This is a genomic window from Pseudonocardia cypriaca (genome assembly GCF_006717045.1).
Lineage (GTDB): Bacteria > Actinomycetota > Actinomycetes > Mycobacteriales > Pseudonocardiaceae > Pseudonocardia > Pseudonocardia cypriaca.
Map to the genome: position 1 here is coordinate 2,456,747 of NZ_VFPH01000002.1, position 14,972 is coordinate 2,471,718.

Below are 14,972 nucleotides of genomic sequence, written 5' to 3' on the forward strand. Positions count from 1 at the left end.
CAAGATCAACGCACGAGCACCTCTCGAATCGGGGGTCGATCCGCCACACCGACCGGGGTGACCGAGGGCAGCCACTCCCCCTCGACCTGCACGAACTGGGTGAGCGCTCCACCCGCGTCCGGCACGTCGCAGCGGACGAGCGCCGCGGAGAGGATCTCGCGGGCCATCACCCCCAGCTGCAGCAGCGACCGGTTGCGGTGCTTGCGCACGCCGAGGTTGACCTGGGCGAGCCCGTCCAGTCCGAACAGCGCGTACGTGTCGAGCAGCAGCCCGATCTCCACCCCGTACCCCGGGGCGAACGGCACCGACTCGAGCAGCTCCCGCGTGCCGGCGTACTCGCCGCCGAGCGGTTGCACGATCCCGGCGAGCTCGGGACGCAGCGCGGCGAGCAGCGGACGCACGAGGAGCTCCGTGACGCGGCCGCCGCCGGTGTCGGCCACCGTGGTCTCCAGGCGCAGCGGGCGCCGGTAGAAGCCCTTCACGAGGGTGACCCCGGGCTCGGTGAGCAGCGGGCCGAGCAGGGACGGCACGAAGCCGGGATCGAAGTCGACGAGGTCGGAGTCGAGGTAGCAGACGAGGTCGCCGGTGGTGGCCGCCAGCGAGCGCCACAGCACCTCCCCCTTGCCCGGCACGGGCGGGAGCTCGGGCAGGACGTCGGTGCGCAGCACCACCCGTGCGCCGGCGGCCGCCGCCACCTCTACGGTGCGGTCGGTCGAGCCGGAGTCGACGACGACCAGCTCGTCGACGAGCGGATCCGGGCCGCTGGTCAGGGGCAGGATCGCGGCCACGATCGCACCGACCGTGGCCTCCTCGTCGAGCGCAGGCAGCACCACCGACACCCGGCGGCCCATCTTCGCCGCCACCAGCTCCTCGACGCTCCAGCGGGGGTCCTGCCACGTCCGCCGGGCGAACCACTCCTCGATGACCGGATCCACGGGCCTCACTCCTTCACGGGCGGGTCCTCACAACGCCTCCGGCGCGCCTGCCGGTCCTCGTGTACCCGGAAGATGCCGTCGAGAGGCGCGACCGGCACCACCGCGGCGCACGTCAGCTGTCGACGGGCTTCGCGCACGCGTCGAGGGCCTCGGACACGTCGGTGGCGACCACGAGCCGCTCGATCGCCTCCGGGCGGACGAACCCCCGCTCACCCAGCCCGCGGACCCACTCCAGCAGCCCCGCGTAGTGGCCGTCGGGGTCGAGCAGCACCACCGGCTTGCTGTGCATGCGCAGGTAGCCCGCCGTCCACACCTCGAACAGCTCCTCGCAAGTGCCCACTCCGCCGGGCAAGGCCAGGAACGCGTCGGCGTGCGCCTCCATCAGGGCCTTGCGCTCGCGCATCGTCTCGACGACCAGCAGCTCGTCGGACTCGTGGTCGGCCCACTCCAGGTCGACGAGCGCCTGCGGGATCACCCCCGTGGTGCGGGCCCCGCCCGCGCGAGCCGCTGAGCCGAGGGTGCCCATCATCGCCGCCCGGCCACCGCCGGAGACGAGCTGCCAGCCGCGGGCCGCGATCTCGCTCCCGACGTCGGCGGCGAGGCGCAAGTAGCGCTCCGGCAGCCCCTCTATCGACCCGCAGTAGACGCAGACGGCCAAAGACCTGGTCAATGCGCTTCCTCCCACGCCCGCCACGCCTCCTGCACGATCTTCACCGCGTCGTCGACGTCGTCGGTGAGGTGCAGGAGCGCGAGGTCCTTCTCGCCGACCTTGCCGCTGCTGAGCACCGTGTTCGCGATCCAGTCGTAGAGCCCGCCCCAGTACTCGGTGCCCAGAAGCACCACCGGGAACTTCGTGACCTTCTTGGTCTGCACCAGCGTGAGCGCCTCGAACAGCTCGTCGAGGGTGCCGAAACCGCCGGGCAGGCAGACGAACGCCTGCGAGTACTTCACGAACATGGTCTTGCGGGCGAAGAAGTAGCGGAAGTTGATGCCCAGGTCGACCCAGTCGTTGAGGCCCTGCTCGAACGGCAGCTCGATACCCAGCCCCACGGAGAGCCCGCCCGCCTCGGAGCAGCCCTTGTTGGCCGCCTCCATCGCGCCGGGCCCACCGCCGGTGATCACCGCGAAGCCGGCCTCGGCCAGCGCCGTGCCCAGCGCCCGGCCCTGCGCGTACTCGATGTGGTCACGGGACGTGCGCGCCGAGCCGAACACGGTGACCGCCCGGGGCAGCTCCGCGAGCATCCCGAAGCCCTCGACGAACTCGGCCTGGATGCGCATCACCCGCCACGGGTCGGTGTGCACCCAGTCGCTCGGGCCGCGGGAGTCGAGCAGCCGCTGGTCGGTGGTGGTCGACTCGTTGCGCCTCTCGCGGCGCAGCACCACCGGGCCCCGCTGCTTCTCGTCGGGACGCCCTTCCGAGCTCATGGTCATGCGGCAAGGGTAATGAGCGCGCGTGTCAGCCGAGGAAACGGCGGAGGACGTCCACGGCCTCGGTGATGCGGCGGGGGTCGACGTGCTCGTCACGGGTGTGGGCGAGGTTCGGGTCGCCGGGGCCGTAGTTGAGCGCCGGAATGCCGAGCGCGGCGAACCGCGCCACGTCGGTCCAGCCGAGCTTGGCGGTGGGCACCGTGCCGGTGGCGGCGAGGAACTCCTGGGCGGCGGGCTCGCCGAGACCGGGCAGCGCGCCCGGCGAGAGATCGGTGAGCGTGACCTCGAAGCCGTCGAACACCTCGCGCACGTGCTTCTCGGCCGCCGCGGCGTCCCGGTCGGGCGCGAACCGGAAGTTGACGCCGACCACGCACGCGTCGGGCACCACGTTGCCTGCCACCCCGCCCGCGATCCGCACCGCCTGCAGGCCCTCCCGGTAGCGGCAGCCGTCGATGTCGACCTCGCGGGCCGTGTAGGTGGCGAGCCGGTGCAGCACGGCCTCTGCCTTGTGCACCGCGTTGTCCCCGAGCCACGACCGTGCGGAGTGCGCCCGCTGCCCGCGGACCGTGACGTCCACCCGCAGCGTGCCCTGGCAGCCCGCCTCGACCGCGCCGTTCGTGGGCTCGCCGAGGATCGCGAGGTCGGCGGCGAGCCAGCCGCGGTGCTCGCGCTCGATCCGGCCGAGCCCGTTGCGCACCGCCTCCACCTCCTCGCAGTCGTAGAAGACGAACGTGAGGTCGTGGCGCGGGCCCGGCAACGCGGCCGCGAGGTGGGCGAACACCGCGTCGCCCGCCTTCATGTCCGAGGTGCCGCAGCCGTGGAGCAGGCCCCCGTCGCGGCGGCTGGGGACGTTGTCGGCGATCGGCACGGTGTCGATGTGCCCGGCGAGCAGCACCCGCTTGTCCCGGCCCAGCTCGGTGCGGGCCAGCACGGCGTGGCCGGACCGCTGCACCACGAGGTGCGGCGCCTGCGCGCGCAGGGCCGCCTCGAGCGCATCGGCGAGCTCCCCTTCGTCCCCGGAGACGCTGGGCACGTCGACGAGAGCGGCACAGAGCTCGACGGGATCACCGGCAAGGTCGAAGGAACGCACGGCACGGACGCTACTTGCCGCACTTCACAGACCGCGTACGGACTTCACACGGGGCCCGCCCTGTGTGAAGTCGGTGCTCGCTCTGTGAAGTCGCTCCGCCCCTGTCTTCCGACGGGGTCGAGGGCCGTTAGCGTTGGGGCCGTGAGCAGCGCACTTCGCATCGAGGGGGCCTCCGGCACCGGGCTGGCCACCGTCACCGCAGATGGCACCGTCCTGGACACCTGGTACCCCAGCCCCGCACTCGGGCCGGACGCCCCGGACGTCACGGCGGACCTGGAGCCGCTCGTCGGCACCGACGACGCGCGCGGTGTCCGCACCGTCGTGGTCAGCACCGCGATCGCGTCGCTCGCCGACCCGCCCGCCGACGCCCACGACGCCTACCTGCGGCTGCACCTGCTCAGCCACCGGTTGGTCGCACCGCGCGAGGTCAACCTGGACGGCGTGTTCGGCGTGCTCGCCAACGTCGTGTGGACCAGCCAGGGCCCGTGCCCCGTGCCGGGCTTCGAGCTCATCCGCGCCCGGCTGCGCACCCGCGCTCCCCTGGCCGTGTACGGCGTGGACAAGTTCCCCCGGATGGTCGACTACGCGCTCCCGGAGGGCGTCCGCATCGCCGACGCCGACCGCGTCCGGCTCGGCGCCCACCTCGCCGCCGGCACCACCGTGATGCACGAGGGCTTCGTGAACTACAACGCCGGCACGCTCGGTGCGTCGATGGTCGAAGGGCGCATCTCCGCCGGGGTCGTCGTCGGCGACGGGTCGGACGTCGGCGGCGGCGCCTCGATCATGGGGACGCTCTCCGGCGGCGGCAAGGAGGTGATCTCCGTGGGCGAGCGGTGCCTGATCGGCGCCAACGCCGGCATCGGGATCTCCCTCGGCGACGACTGCGTGGTCGAGGCGGGCCTGTACGTCACCGCTGGCACGAAGGTCACGCTGCCGGACGGGAGCACGACCGCCGCCCGCACCCTCTCCGGTCAGAACGGCATCCTGCTGCGCCGCAACTCGCTCACGGGCGCCGTGGAGGCCCTGCCCCGCACGGGCGAGGGCATCGCGCTGAACGAGGCGCTGCACGCGAACTGAGGGCCGGACCGACCCGTCCCCGGGCGTCAGCAAAGTGGCTTTGCTGACGCCTGGCGTCGTGAAAGTGGCTTTGCTGACACGCCGGTGGCGCACTCTCAGGCCTTCAGGCGCTCCACCGCGGCCTCGATCCGCTCGTCCGTGGCCGTGAGGGCCACCCGAACGTGCCGGGCACCGAGCGGGCCGTAGAAGTCGCCCGGGGCCACCAGGATTCCGGCCTCGGCCAGCCGGCGGACCGTCGCGCGGCCCGGTTCGCCTGCCGTGGCCCAGAGGTAGAGGCCCGCCTCGGAGTGTTCGATCCGGTAGGCGGCCGCCTCCAACGCGGCGCGCAGCCGCACCCGGCGCCGGGCGTAGACCTGCACCTGCTCGGCGACGTGCGCGTCGTCCGACGCGGCCGCCTCCATCGCCGCCTGCACGGGCCGCGGCACGATCATCCCCGCGTGCTTGCGCACCTCGAGCAGGTCGGCGACGAGCCGGGGGTCGCCGGTGACGAACCCGGCCCGGTAGCCGGCGAGGCTGGAGGACTTCGACATCGAGTGGACGGCGAGCAGCCCCTCGTGCGAGCCGCCGCAGACGTCCGGGTGCAGCACCGAGGGGGCGCCGTCGGAAAGGGACAGGTAGCACTCGTCGGAGGCGACGACGGCACCCCGCTCGCGCGCCCAGTCGACGACCTTGCGCAGGTGCTCGGCCGGCAGCACCCGGCCCGTCGGGTTCGACGGCGAGTTCAGCCACACCAGCGCGACGCGGCGCGGCCCGAGGGCAGCGGTGGAGTCGGACCGGACGAGCTGCGCCCCGGCGAGCCGGACCCCGACCTCGTAGGTGGGGTAGGCGAGCTCCGGGATGACGACCGTCTGCTCGGCGCCGAGCCCGAGCAGGGTGGGCAGCCAGGCGACGAGCTCCTTCGACCCGATGGTCGGCAGCACCGCGACCGGGTCGACCGTGACACCGAACCGGCGGTCGAGCGAACCCGCGATCGACTCGCGCAGCGATGCGGGACCGTGGGTGGTCGGGTAGCCCGGGACGTCGGCGGCCGGGCCGGCGAGCGCGGCGCGCACGACGGCGGGAACGGGGTCCACCGGGGTGCCGACGGACAGGTCGACGATCCCGCCGGGATGGGCGGCAGCGAGCGCCTTGTCCTCGGCGAGGCTGTCCCAGGGGAAGTCCGGGAGGGAGAACCTCACTCGTCGTGCTGCTGGGGCGGCAGGCTCAGAGCGGGCTCGACGTCCCGGTTGATCTTGCCGACCTTGGAGGCACCGCCGGGCGAGCCCAGCTCGTCGAAGAAGTCGACGTTGGCCTTGGTGTAGGCGGCCCACTGCTCGGGGACGTCGTCCTCGTAGTAGATCGCCTCGACGGGGCAGACCGGCTCACAAGCACCGCAGTCGACGCACTCGTCGGGGTGGATGTAGAGCATCCGCCCGCCCTCGTAGATGCAGTCCACCGGGCACTCTTCGATGCACGCCTTGTCGAGCAGGTCGACGCAGGGCTCGGCGATCACATACGTCACGGGTGGTCCTCCACGCGGGCGAACAGGAACTTACCCAGTATGTATCGCGCTCCACCCGCTGTGGGAGCCGGGGCAGGTGTGAGTCCCGCCGTAGGACCCCGCACGATGGGTGGCGTGGAGATCCCGGAAGAGCTGGTCGGTGCGCGGGTGGCGCTGCGCCACCGCATCGGCGACCGCGACGGCCGGCCGCTCTTCACCGACGCGGTCGGCGAGCTCTCCGCGGAGGGCTCGGGTGCCGTGGTGGTGCACACCCGGCGGGGGCCGGTGCGCGTCGAGCGCTCCGCCGTCGTCGCGGTGCGTGCCGTCCCGCCCGCACCGCCGCGGCGCGCGCCGCTCGCCGCGATCGTCCGCCTCGAAGGGCTGTGCGCCGACGCCTGGCCCGCCCAAGTCGACCGGCCGCTGGGGGCGTGGCGCCTGCGCGCCGCGGGTGGCTACACCGGGCGCGCCAACGGCGCCCTCGCGCTGGGCGACCCCGGCCTGCCGATGCCGTCGGCCCTCGACGGGGTGCGCCGCTTCGCCCGGGAGCACGGCGTGCCGGCCCGCGTCCAGGTGCCGGTCGGCTCGCCGTGGGACCGCGCCGTGGCGGCCGAGGGCTGGGTGCTGGACGTCGGCCACGCGAAGGGCGCAGAGGTGTCGGTGCTGGTGGCGCCGGTCGCGGATGCCGAACCGCCGCTCGGTGCGCACATCGAGCTGCCCTCCGGCCCGTCGGACGAGTGGTGGCAGCTCGCCGTCGGCGGGCCACCAACACCGGCACAGCACCAGGTGCTCGCGGGCGCGCCGGACTCCGCGTTCGGCGTGCTCCGCGACCCGGACGGCGCAGTTCTCGGGCAGGTGCGCGCCACCGTCGTCGACGACCACGTGCACATCTCGATGCTCGAGGTCGTGCCCGCGGCCCGCAGGCGCGGCCACGCCACCGCCCTGCTCACCGCCGCCGGGTCATGGGGCCGCGAGCGCGGAGCGAGGTGGGCGGTTCTGCAGGTGGCTCTGAAGAACGACGGAGCGAGGGCGCTCTACGACCGCCTCGGCTACGTCGAGCACCACCGCTACCGCTACCTGGTGCCGCCCACCTGACCCTGCGACGCAGTCCTTCGACGCTGACGCGACCCATCGACGGGTCGCGTGGACCGACCAGTAACCGGAGGCCCAGAGGCGGAGGCCCGTCGACGCCCCGCGCCACCGCACAACCCGTGCGCCCGAAACCAAGCGCGTCAGTGACCGCGGTTCGCGAGCCGCTTCTCGGCCTCGCGGGCCGCCTTCTTCAGTCCGGACCACTCGCCGAGGTACTTCCCCACCGCCCCGACCACCGGGAGCATGCCGAGGCCCTCGTGCAGGAGGTTGCCGTGCGGGCGCTTGTCGAGCTCGTCCTCCACCGCGAAGAGTGCGCGGCCCAGCCGCCACACCGCCCGTCCGACCTTGGTCATGGTGGGGGTGGTGGAGTGCTTCGCGAGGTCCCCGGTGAGCTCGGCCGCGCGGGCGTCTGCCGCCGCGTCCTCGGTGCCGGTGGCCGCCGACACGGCGAGCTCGCGGCGGAAGAGCACCGCCCCGAGCAGGTTGACCAGCTCGTCCTCGTCGCGGACGCCGTGCTCGCCCGCGATGGCCACCAGCAGCAGGCCCTGCCCGGCCGCGCCGACGGCCTTCGAGACGGGAAGCCGGTTCGCGAGCGCGCCGCCCAGCCCGGGCACCGCGGCGATCAGCGTGGTGAAGCGGCCGACCCGGCGCACCCACCAGCGCGTACGGGCCGGCACGTCCATCGCCGCCCACGCGGCCGTGCCCGGGACCTCGACGGAGGCCAGCGCGTCGAGCACCTTGTCCTGCAGTCCCCGCTCCTCGGCGGGCAGCTCCTCGCCGCCCGCCGCCCGGGACCGGAGGCCGAACGGGTCGGCATCCCGCAGCCCGTCGAGCACGGGACGGGTGGCCCGGACGAACGGCCGGAGGAGCGCGACGATCACCGCGTCCGGGATGGCGTCACCCACCGCTGCTCCCGCGGTACTCCCGCTCCGTCACCGCTCGCAGTCCCCACAGTCCGGCGCCGATCCCGCCGACCGGGAGCGCGAGCGACTGCCAGTCGGCCAGCAGCATCACGTCGCCGCCCGGGCCGAAGAGCCCGAGCACGCAGACGACCGCCCCCCACGCGATGAGCGGTGCCCCTGCCACCGCGGGACGCGTGTCGATCTCACCGGCCTGTCGTACGAGCCACGGCAGCACCAGGATCGACAGGACGACGCCCATCGGCACCGGGATGCCGTTCGTGTAAAGCGGGGTGAACATCAGCCCGAACGCCCCGAGCAGCAGCCCGTCGGCGACGAGGAGCGCGAGCAGCACGCTGTCGGGCACGAGCGGCTGCTGCGGGTCCGGGGCCAGGATCTCCTCGGCGGTGTCGTCCACGGTCTTCTCAGGCATCCACGGTCTCCTGGAACAGGTCGCCCGCCGCGGCGCCTGCCCCGTCGGCGGGTACGTACTCCTCGACGTCGAGGAGGGGCTGCGCGACGAAGTTGCTCACCGCGAACGCCGTGACCTCGTCATCCGACCACACCGCCACCTGGGTGGCGTGCGCACGCATGGCCGCGACGCGCGCCGCGCGCTGTCCGGTGACGTCGACGCGTACGCGGATCGTCTCGTCCGGCACGCTTGGCAGCTCGTCCGGCTCGGGCACCCGGAACGGCAGGCCGTCGCGGCCGGCCAGCTTCGAGAGCCCGGCGTCGAGGGTGGACCGGCCGACGACCGTGCAGAACATCCGCGCGGGTACCCGGCGCACGGCGGCGGCAGTGATCCCGTGCGCGCGCACGTGGTCGGGGTGGCCGTACCCGCCGTCGGGCCCGTAGGTGACGACGACCTGCGGGCGCACCTCCTCCAGCACGGCCACGAGCTGGTCGACCTGCTCGTCGAACGCGTCCGGCCGGGCGAGTGCGCGCGGGTGCAGCCGCTCCGGCATGGCCGCGCGCACCCCGTGACCGGCGAGTGCCATCCCCGAGTCGCGCCAGCGGCCGATCCCACCGAGGTAGCGGTGGTCGCGGACGCCCAGCGCGGCACACGCGGCGGCGAGCTCACCGGCGCGGTAGCCGCCGAGCTGGTCGCCCCGCTCGGGTGCGAGCTCCGCGAGCTCGGCCGGGATCACCTCGCCCTGCTCCCCGAGCGTGCAGGTGACGAGCGTGACGGACGTGTCCGGGGCGGCCGCGTAGTGCGCGATCGTGCCGCCCGTGGAGAGCGTCTCGTCGTCGGGGTGGGCGTGCACGAGGAGCAGCCTCCGCCGGGCCGGGGGTGGCATCACGATCGCACTCTACGTGCGAGGTGCCGGTGGCATCGAACCGTGCACGCAACCCATTTGTGATCTCGAGGAGGTCAACGGACACGATCCGGCCGGATACTGTCCGTCCCCAACATCACCCGAACTGCGACGGACGCGTCACCCGCGTCCGCCGTTCGGCGGATTGGGGGGACATGCGCGCACGACGAGCAGCTGCCTGGACGGCCGGGTTGCTGTCCATCGCCCTGGTGACCACCGCGTGCGGCGGAGGTGGCGGCGAGCCGGGTGGGGGCGCGGCGACCCCGAGCGGCGCCACCATCACCGTGAACGGCACGGAGCCGGAGAACCCGCTCGTGCCCGGCAACACGAACGAGACCGGTGGCGGCAAGGTCATCGACGCGCTGTTCAGCTCGCTCGTCGAGTACGACCCGGTGACGGCACAGCCCGCCAACATGGTGGCGGAGTCGATCGACACCACCGACTCGCGGGTGTACACGATCCGGCTGAAGGACGGCTGGACGTTCCACGACGGCTCGCCGGTCACCGCGCAGAGCTTCGTCCGCTCGTGGAACTACACCGCGTACTCCCCCAACGGCCAGCAGAACGCCTCCTTCTTCTCCAAGATCCAGGGCTACGACCAGGTCCACACCGAGGACCCGGACGGCACCGCGGGCCCGCAGACGGCGCCGCAGCCGGCCGCGCAGGAGATGTCCGGCCTGCGGGTGGTGGACGACCGGACCTTCGAGGTGACCCTGTCCGCGCCGTTCGTGGTGTTCCCGACCATCCTGGGTTACCGGGCGTTCGCGCCGCTCCCCGAGCTGTTCTTCACCGACCGGGCGGCGTTCGAGGCAGTGCCTATCGGCAACGGGCCGTTCCGCTTCGTCTCCCGCCAGCCGGGTGTCAACGTCGTCGTCGAGCGCTACGAGCAGTGGCCCGGCGCGCCCAAGCCGAGCGTGGCCGGGGTGGAGTTCCGCTTCTACGAGTCCGCCGAGGCGGCCTACGCCGACGTCGTGGCGAACAACCTCGACTTCATCGAGGTCATCCCGCCGTCCGGGCTGGCCGGCAACCTCTACCAGACCGACCTCGCCGACCGCAGCGTGTCGCGGACCTTCCTCGGCGTGCAGCGCCTCGGCTTCCCGCTTTACGACGCGCGCTACCAGAACCCGCAGCTGCGGCAGGCCATCTCGATGGCCATCGACCGGGAGCAGATCAACCAGCGGATCTTCGGCGGCACCCGGCCCCCCGCCGACGGGCTCGTCGCGCCCGACGTGCCCGGCCGCATCCCGAACCAGTGCGGCGAGCTGTGCACGTACCAGCCTGATCGCGCGCGGCAGATGTTCCAGGCCAGCGGGTTCCAGGGCCCGATCGAGCTGACCTCGAACGCCGACTCCGGCAACGCCGAGTGGATCCAGGCCACCTGCGTCTCGATCAGCAACGCGCTCGGCGTGCAGTGCACGTTCGTGCCGGTGCCCACGTTCGGCGAGCACCGCTCGGCGATCAACGCGCGGCAGCTGAGCCGGCTGTACCGCACCAGCTGGGTGGCGGACTACCCGTCGATCGAGAACTTCCTCAACCCGCTGTACCGCACCGGCGGGTCGACCAATGACGGCGAGTACTCCAGCCCGGCCGTCGACGAGCTCCTCGCCCGCGCGGACGCGGCCCCGTCCGTCGAGGAGGGCAACGCGCTCTACCAGGAGGCCGAGCGCATGATCATCCAGGACATGCCCGCGATCCCGGTGTACTTCCAGTCGTTCCAGGCGGGCTGGTCGGAGCGGCTCCAGAACGTCACGGTCACGCCGTTCCGCGAGCTCGACCTGGAGAGCGTCACGGTCTCGGACAACTAGTGGGGCGCTACGTCCTCCGAAGGCTCCTCCAGCTCGTACCGGTCTTCGTCGGGACGACCTTCCTCATCTACCTGCTCGTCTGGGCGTTGCCGGGCGACCCGTTCGCCGGCAAGTGCGGCGAGCGGGCCTGCCCCGACGCCTACGTCGCCCGGATGCGCGAGGAGTTCCACCTCGACGAGAACGTCGTCGGGCAGTACCTGCGCTACGTCGGCAACCTGCTGCAGGGCGACTTCGGCCAGACGTTCTCCGGGACGTCGGTCGGCCAGCTGATCGCGGCCGCCTACCCGGTCACGCTGCGGCTGGCGATCGTCGCGCTGCTGATCGAGGCCGTCATCGGGGTGGTCGCCGGTGTCCTCACCGGCCTGCGCTCCGGTGGCTTCCTCGACAACGTCGTGCTGGTCTCGACCCTCTTCCTGATCTCAATCCCGGTGTTCGTCACCGGCTACGTCCTGCAGACCGTGCTGGGCCTGCGGCTCGGGATCATCGCCCCGACGGTCTCGGCCGACGCGAGCTTCGGGGAGCTGATCGTGCCCGGCTTCGTGCTCGCCAGCCTGTCGATGGCCTACGTCACCCGCCTGACCCGGACCTCCATCGCGGAGAACCGGCGCTCCGACTACGTCCGCACCGCGGTGGCGAAGGGCCTCGAACCGCGCCGGGTGGTCGGCGTGCACCTGCTGCGCAACTCGCTGATCCCGGTCGTCACCTTCCTCGGTGTCGACCTGGGCTCGCTCATGAGCGGCGCGATCGTCACCGAGGGAATCTTCAACATCCGCGGCATCGGTGGGCTGATCTTCCGTTCGATCGCCCTGCGGGAAGGCGCCACCGTCACGGGGGTGGTCGTCCTGCTCGTGATCATCTACCTGTTGATGAACCTGCTGGTGGACGTGGTCTACGCCGTTCTCGACCCGAGGATCCGCTATGTCTGACCCCAGCGTGCTGGCTGCCGCCGGGCCGGACCGGGCACGCAGCCTCGTCTCGGACGCATGGCACGACCTGCGCAGGCGCCCGCTGTTCCTGATCTCGGTGGCGCTCATCGCGTTACTGCTGGTGCTCTCGGCCTTCCCCCAGCTGTTCACCTCAGTCGATCCGAACGCGGGCGACCTCGCCCGCAGCCGGCAGCCGCCGTCGGCGCAGGCCTGGTTCGGCTACGACCTGCTCGGCCGCGACGTGTTCGCCCGCGCGATCTACGGCACCCGCGTGTCGATCGTCGTCGGGGTGCTCGCCACGACGTTCACCGTGCTCGTCGGCGGCGCGCTCGGCATGGTCGCCGGCTACTACGGAGGATGGCTCGACAACCTGGTCTCCCGGCTCACCGACATCATCTTCGGCCTACCGTTCGTGCTCGGTGCGATCGTGATCCTCTCCAGCTTCCGCGAGACCGTCGGGGAGGGGGCCGTCGGGATCACCGCGCTCGTGGTGCTGACGATGGGCGCGCTCTCGTGGCCGGTGTCGATGCGCATCACGCGGTCGGCGGCGATCGCGGCCCGCGACCAGGACTACGTCCGCGCCGCCCGCGCGCTCGGCGCGAGCCCGGCACGGGTGATCTGGCGCCACATGCTGCCGAACTGCCTCGCTCCCGTGCTGGTGTACGCCACGATCGCGCTCGGCGCCTTCATCGGCATCGAGGCCACGCTGTCGTTCCTCGGCATCGGGCTGCGCGAGCCCGTCGTGTCGTGGGGCGTGATGATCAGCGAGGCGCGGGACTACCTGCGCGTCGCACCGTTCCTGCTGCTGTTCCCGGCCGCGTTCCTCGCCGTCACGGTGCTCGCCTTCGTGATGCTGGGCGACGCGGTCCGCGAGGCGTTCGACCCGAAGGGCCGCTGATGTCGAGTCCGTTGCTGGAGGTGGATGGCCTCCGGGTGGAGTTCCGCACCCGCGACGGGGTGGCGCACGTGCTCAACGGCGTCGACTACCACGTGGACGCCGGGGAGACCCTCGCCGTGCTCGGCGAGTCCGGTTCGGGCAAGAGCGTCACGGCCAACACGATCATGGGGATCCTGCCGATGCCGCCTGCGGTCGTCACCGGCGGCGCGGTGCGCTACCGCGGGGAGGAGCTGCTCGGCGCAACGGACTCGCGGCGCCGGGAGCTGCGCGGCGAGCACATCGCGATGGTCTTCCAGGACGCGCTCTCAGCGCTGAACCCGGTGTTCACCGTCGGGTTCCAGATCGGCGAACAGCTGCGCACCAGGCGTGGGATGAGCCGCCGCGACGCCGAGAAGCGCGCCGTCGAGCTGCTGGACCTGGTCGGCATCCCGGCCGCCCGGCAGCGGGTGCGCGACCACCCGCACCAGTTCTCGGGCGGGATGCGGCAGCGCGTCATGATCGCGATGTCGCTCGCCCTCGACCCGGACGTCCTCATCGCGGACGAGCCCACCACGGCGCTCGACGTCACCGTGCAGGCCCAGATCATGGACCTGCTCGCCGAGATCCAGGCCGAACGGCACATGGGCCTGATCCTCATCACGCACGACCTGGGCGTGGTCGCGGAGGTGGCCGACCGGATCGCGGTGATGTACGCGGGCCGGATCGTCGAGCACGCGGACGTGCACTCCCTCTACGCCAACCCGTGCCACCCGTACACCCGGTCGCTCCTGGAGTCGATCCCGCGCATCGACACGAAGGGCACGGCGCTGAAGGCCATCCGCGGGCTGCCGCCCAGCCTCACCCGCATCCCGCCCGGATGCCCGTTCCACCCGCGCTGCCCGATGGCCGCCGACGTGTGCACGGAGGCGGTCCCGCCGCTCGAGATCCTGCCCGGCGGGCGGTCGTCCGCGTGCCTGTTCGCCGAGGAGCTGGTGGCGCGATGACCGCCCAGGTACCCGGGCCCGCGGAGGCGGGGTCATGACAGCGATCCTCGAGGTCGAGGACCTCGTCAAGCACTTCCCCGTGCAGGTGGGGATCCTGTTCAAGCGCACCGTGGGGCAGGTGCGGGCGGTCGACGGCCTGTCGTTCGAGCTGCGCAGGGGCGAGACGCTCGGCGTGGTCGGCGAGTCCGGCTGCGGGAAGTCGACGCTGGCGCAGGTGCTGATGCGGCTGGAGCCGCCCACGTCGGGGCGGGTCCGGTTCCACGGGGAGGACGTCTTCGCGAAACGGGGGAAGGCGCTGCAGGCGCTCCGCCGGTCGATCCAGATCGTGCTGCAGGACCCGTACACGTCGCTGAACCCCCGCATGACCGTGGGCGACATCGTCGGCGAGCCGTTCGACATCCACCCCGACGTCGCCCCGAAGGGCGCGCGCCGCAAGAAGGTGCAGGAGCTGCTCGACGTCGTCGGGCTCAACCCCGAGCACATCAACCGCTACCCGCACCAGTTCTCCGGCGGCCAGCGCCAGCGGATCGGGATCGCCCGCGCGCTCGCCCTCAAACCGGAGATCATCATCTGCGACGAGCCGGTGTCCGCGCTCGACGTGTCGATCCAGGCCCAGGTGATGAACCTGCTGGGCGATCTGCAGCGCGAGTTCGGGCTCTCCTACCTGTTCATCGCCCACGACCTGTCCGTCGTGCGCCACCTGTCGGACCGGGTGGCCGTCATGTACCTGGGCAAGATCGTCGAGATCGGGCCGGAGTACGAGATCTACAACCGCCCGTCCCACCCGTACACGCAGGCGCTGCTGTCGGCGGTCCCGGTGCCCGACCCGGCCGTACGAGCCGCGCGCGCCCGGATCCGGCTCACAGGCGACGTCCCGAGCCCGGTGAACCCGCCCAGCGGCTGCCGCTTCCGCACGCGGTGCTGGAAGGCAACTGAGATCTGCGCGGACGAGGAACCGGCCCTTGTCGTCCGGGCGGGCGGCCACCACTCGAGCGCCTGCCACCACGCGGAGGAACAGCACCTGCTCCCGTCGACCTGAGCGGACG

Annotated in this window: 16 protein-coding genes; 7 read left to right on the forward strand and 9 right to left on the reverse strand. The window is 72.4% G+C overall.

Annotated elements, in window-relative coordinates; all coding sequences use genetic code 11:
- Nucleotides 1-5 precede the first annotated feature (5 nt).
- The 4 genes from FB388_RS29305 to dapE form a co-directional block, all read right to left on the reverse strand.
- Entirely contained in the window at nt 6-935 is a 930-nt protein-coding gene (locus tag FB388_RS29305; RefSeq protein ID WP_142105335.1) for a glucosyl-3-phosphoglycerate synthase, read from the reverse strand.
- 112 nt (nt 936-1,047) lie between these two features.
- The gene (locus FB388_RS29310) at nt 1,048-1,605 is read right to left on the reverse strand and encodes an LOG family protein (RefSeq protein ID WP_246122489.1); all 558 of its coding nucleotides are present in this window, start codon (nt 1,603-1,605) and stop codon (nt 1,048-1,050) included.
- Nucleotides 1,602-2,366 carry an LOG family protein gene (locus FB388_RS29315; RefSeq protein ID WP_142105336.1) on the reverse strand — a complete coding sequence of 255 codons (765 nt, stop codon included), beginning with the start codon at nt 2,364-2,366 and terminating at the stop codon, nt 1,602-1,604. The genes FB388_RS29310 and FB388_RS29315 overlap by 4 nt, the downstream gene beginning before the upstream one ends.
- A gap of 25 nt (nt 2,367-2,391) precedes the next feature.
- Nucleotides 2,392-3,453 carry a succinyl-diaminopimelate desuccinylase gene (dapE, locus tag FB388_RS29320; RefSeq protein ID WP_142105337.1) on the reverse strand — a complete coding sequence of 354 codons (1,062 nt, stop codon included), beginning with the start codon at nt 3,451-3,453 and terminating at the stop codon, nt 2,392-2,394.
- A 141-nt stretch (nt 3,454-3,594) separates the two neighbouring features.
- On the opposite strand from dapE, the gene dapD reads away from it, so the two are divergent.
- Complete coding sequence (dapD, locus tag FB388_RS29325; RefSeq protein ID WP_246122490.1) at nt 3,595-4,530, forward strand: 2,3,4,5-tetrahydropyridine-2,6-dicarboxylate N-succinyltransferase; 936 nt, start codon at nt 3,595-3,597, stop codon at nt 4,528-4,530.
- A 95-nt stretch (nt 4,531-4,625) separates the two neighbouring features.
- On the opposite strand, the gene dapC is transcribed toward dapD, so the two are convergent.
- The gene (dapC, locus tag FB388_RS29330; protein ID WP_142105338.1) at nt 4,626-5,708 is read right to left on the reverse strand and encodes a succinyldiaminopimelate transaminase; all 1,083 of its coding nucleotides are present in this window, start codon (nt 5,706-5,708) and stop codon (nt 4,626-4,628) included.
- A complete protein-coding gene (fdxA, locus tag FB388_RS29335; RefSeq protein WP_142105339.1) occupies nt 5,705-6,031 on the reverse strand; it encodes a ferredoxin in 327 nt (108 codons plus the stop codon). The genes dapC and fdxA overlap by 4 nt, the downstream gene beginning before the upstream one ends.
- Before the next feature lie 114 nt (nt 6,032-6,145).
- Between fdxA and FB388_RS29340 the strand changes: the two genes are divergently transcribed.
- Nucleotides 6,146-7,102, forward strand: a complete 957-nt coding sequence (locus tag FB388_RS29340; protein ID WP_246122492.1) for a GNAT family N-acetyltransferase — start codon at nt 6,146-6,148, stop codon at nt 7,100-7,102.
- A gap of 137 nt (nt 7,103-7,239) precedes the next feature.
- On the opposite strand, the gene FB388_RS29345 is transcribed toward FB388_RS29340, so the two are convergent.
- Genes FB388_RS29345 through mshB form a run of 3 tightly spaced genes read right to left on the reverse strand, consistent with a single transcriptional unit; the run spans nt 7,240 to nt 9,296 of the window.
- Nucleotides 7,240-8,004: a hypothetical protein gene (locus FB388_RS29345; RefSeq protein ID WP_142105341.1), complete on the reverse strand. Its 765-nt coding sequence runs from the start codon at nt 8,002-8,004 to the stop codon at nt 7,240-7,242.
- Entirely contained in the window at nt 7,997-8,431 is a 435-nt protein-coding gene (locus tag FB388_RS29350; protein WP_246122494.1) for a hypothetical protein, read from the reverse strand. The genes FB388_RS29345 and FB388_RS29350 overlap by 8 nt, the downstream gene beginning before the upstream one ends.
- Entirely contained in the window at nt 8,424-9,296 is an 873-nt protein-coding gene (gene mshB, locus FB388_RS29355) for an N-acetyl-1-D-myo-inositol-2-amino-2-deoxy-alpha-D-glucopyranoside deacetylase (protein ID WP_142106374.1), read from the reverse strand. Before mshB ends, FB388_RS29350 begins: the two co-directional genes overlap by 8 nt.
- A gap of 173 nt (nt 9,297-9,469) precedes the next feature.
- On the opposite strand from mshB, the gene FB388_RS29360 reads away from it, so the two are divergent.
- Genes FB388_RS29360 through FB388_RS29380 form a run of 5 tightly spaced genes read left to right on the forward strand, consistent with a single transcriptional unit; the run spans nt 9,470 to nt 14,965 of the window.
- Entirely contained in the window at nt 9,470-11,119 is a 1,650-nt protein-coding gene (locus FB388_RS29360; RefSeq protein ID WP_142105342.1) for a peptide ABC transporter substrate-binding protein, read from the forward strand.
- A complete protein-coding gene (locus FB388_RS29365) occupies nt 11,119-12,045 on the forward strand; it encodes an ABC transporter permease (protein WP_142105343.1) in 927 nt (308 codons plus the stop codon). Before FB388_RS29360 ends, FB388_RS29365 begins: the two co-directional genes overlap by 1 nt.
- Nucleotides 12,038-12,943 (forward strand): ABC transporter permease, encoded by a 906-nt coding sequence (locus FB388_RS29370; RefSeq protein WP_142105344.1) that lies wholly within the window; start codon nt 12,038-12,040, stop codon nt 12,941-12,943. The genes FB388_RS29365 and FB388_RS29370 overlap by 8 nt, the downstream gene beginning before the upstream one ends.
- Entirely contained in the window at nt 12,943-13,926 is a 984-nt protein-coding gene (locus tag FB388_RS29375; protein WP_142105345.1) for an ABC transporter ATP-binding protein, read from the forward strand. Before FB388_RS29370 ends, FB388_RS29375 begins: the two co-directional genes overlap by 1 nt.
- Before the next feature lie 34 nt (nt 13,927-13,960).
- Complete coding sequence (locus FB388_RS29380) at nt 13,961-14,965, forward strand: ABC transporter ATP-binding protein (protein WP_142105346.1); 1,005 nt, start codon at nt 13,961-13,963, stop codon at nt 14,963-14,965.
- Nucleotides 14,966-14,972: the final 7 nt, after the last annotated feature.

Bases quoted from the DNA above. Each gene is read 5' to 3' on its own strand.
- mshB (WP_142106374.1), bottom strand. From the start codon at position 9,296: ATGCCACCCCCGGCCCGGCGGAGGCTGCTCCTCGTGCACGCCCACCCC.
- FB388_RS29370 (WP_142105344.1), top strand. From the start codon at position 12,038: ATGTCTGACCCCAGCGTGCTGGCTGCCGCCGGGCCGGACCGGGCACGC.
- FB388_RS29375 (WP_142105345.1), top strand. From the start codon at position 12,943: ATGTCGAGTCCGTTGCTGGAGGTGGATGGCCTCCGGGTGGAGTTCCGC.
- FB388_RS29360 (WP_142105342.1), top strand. From the start codon at position 9,470: ATGCGCGCACGACGAGCAGCTGCCTGGACGGCCGGGTTGCTGTCCATC.
- FB388_RS29350 (WP_246122494.1), bottom strand. From the start codon at position 8,431: ATGCCTGAGAAGACCGTGGACGACACCGCCGAGGAGATCCTGGCCCCG.
- FB388_RS29315 (WP_142105336.1), bottom strand. From the start codon at position 2,366: ATGACCATGAGCTCGGAAGGGCGTCCCGACGAGAAGCAGCGGGGCCCG.
- FB388_RS29380 (WP_142105346.1), top strand. From the start codon at position 13,961: ATGACAGCGATCCTCGAGGTCGAGGACCTCGTCAAGCACTTCCCCGTG.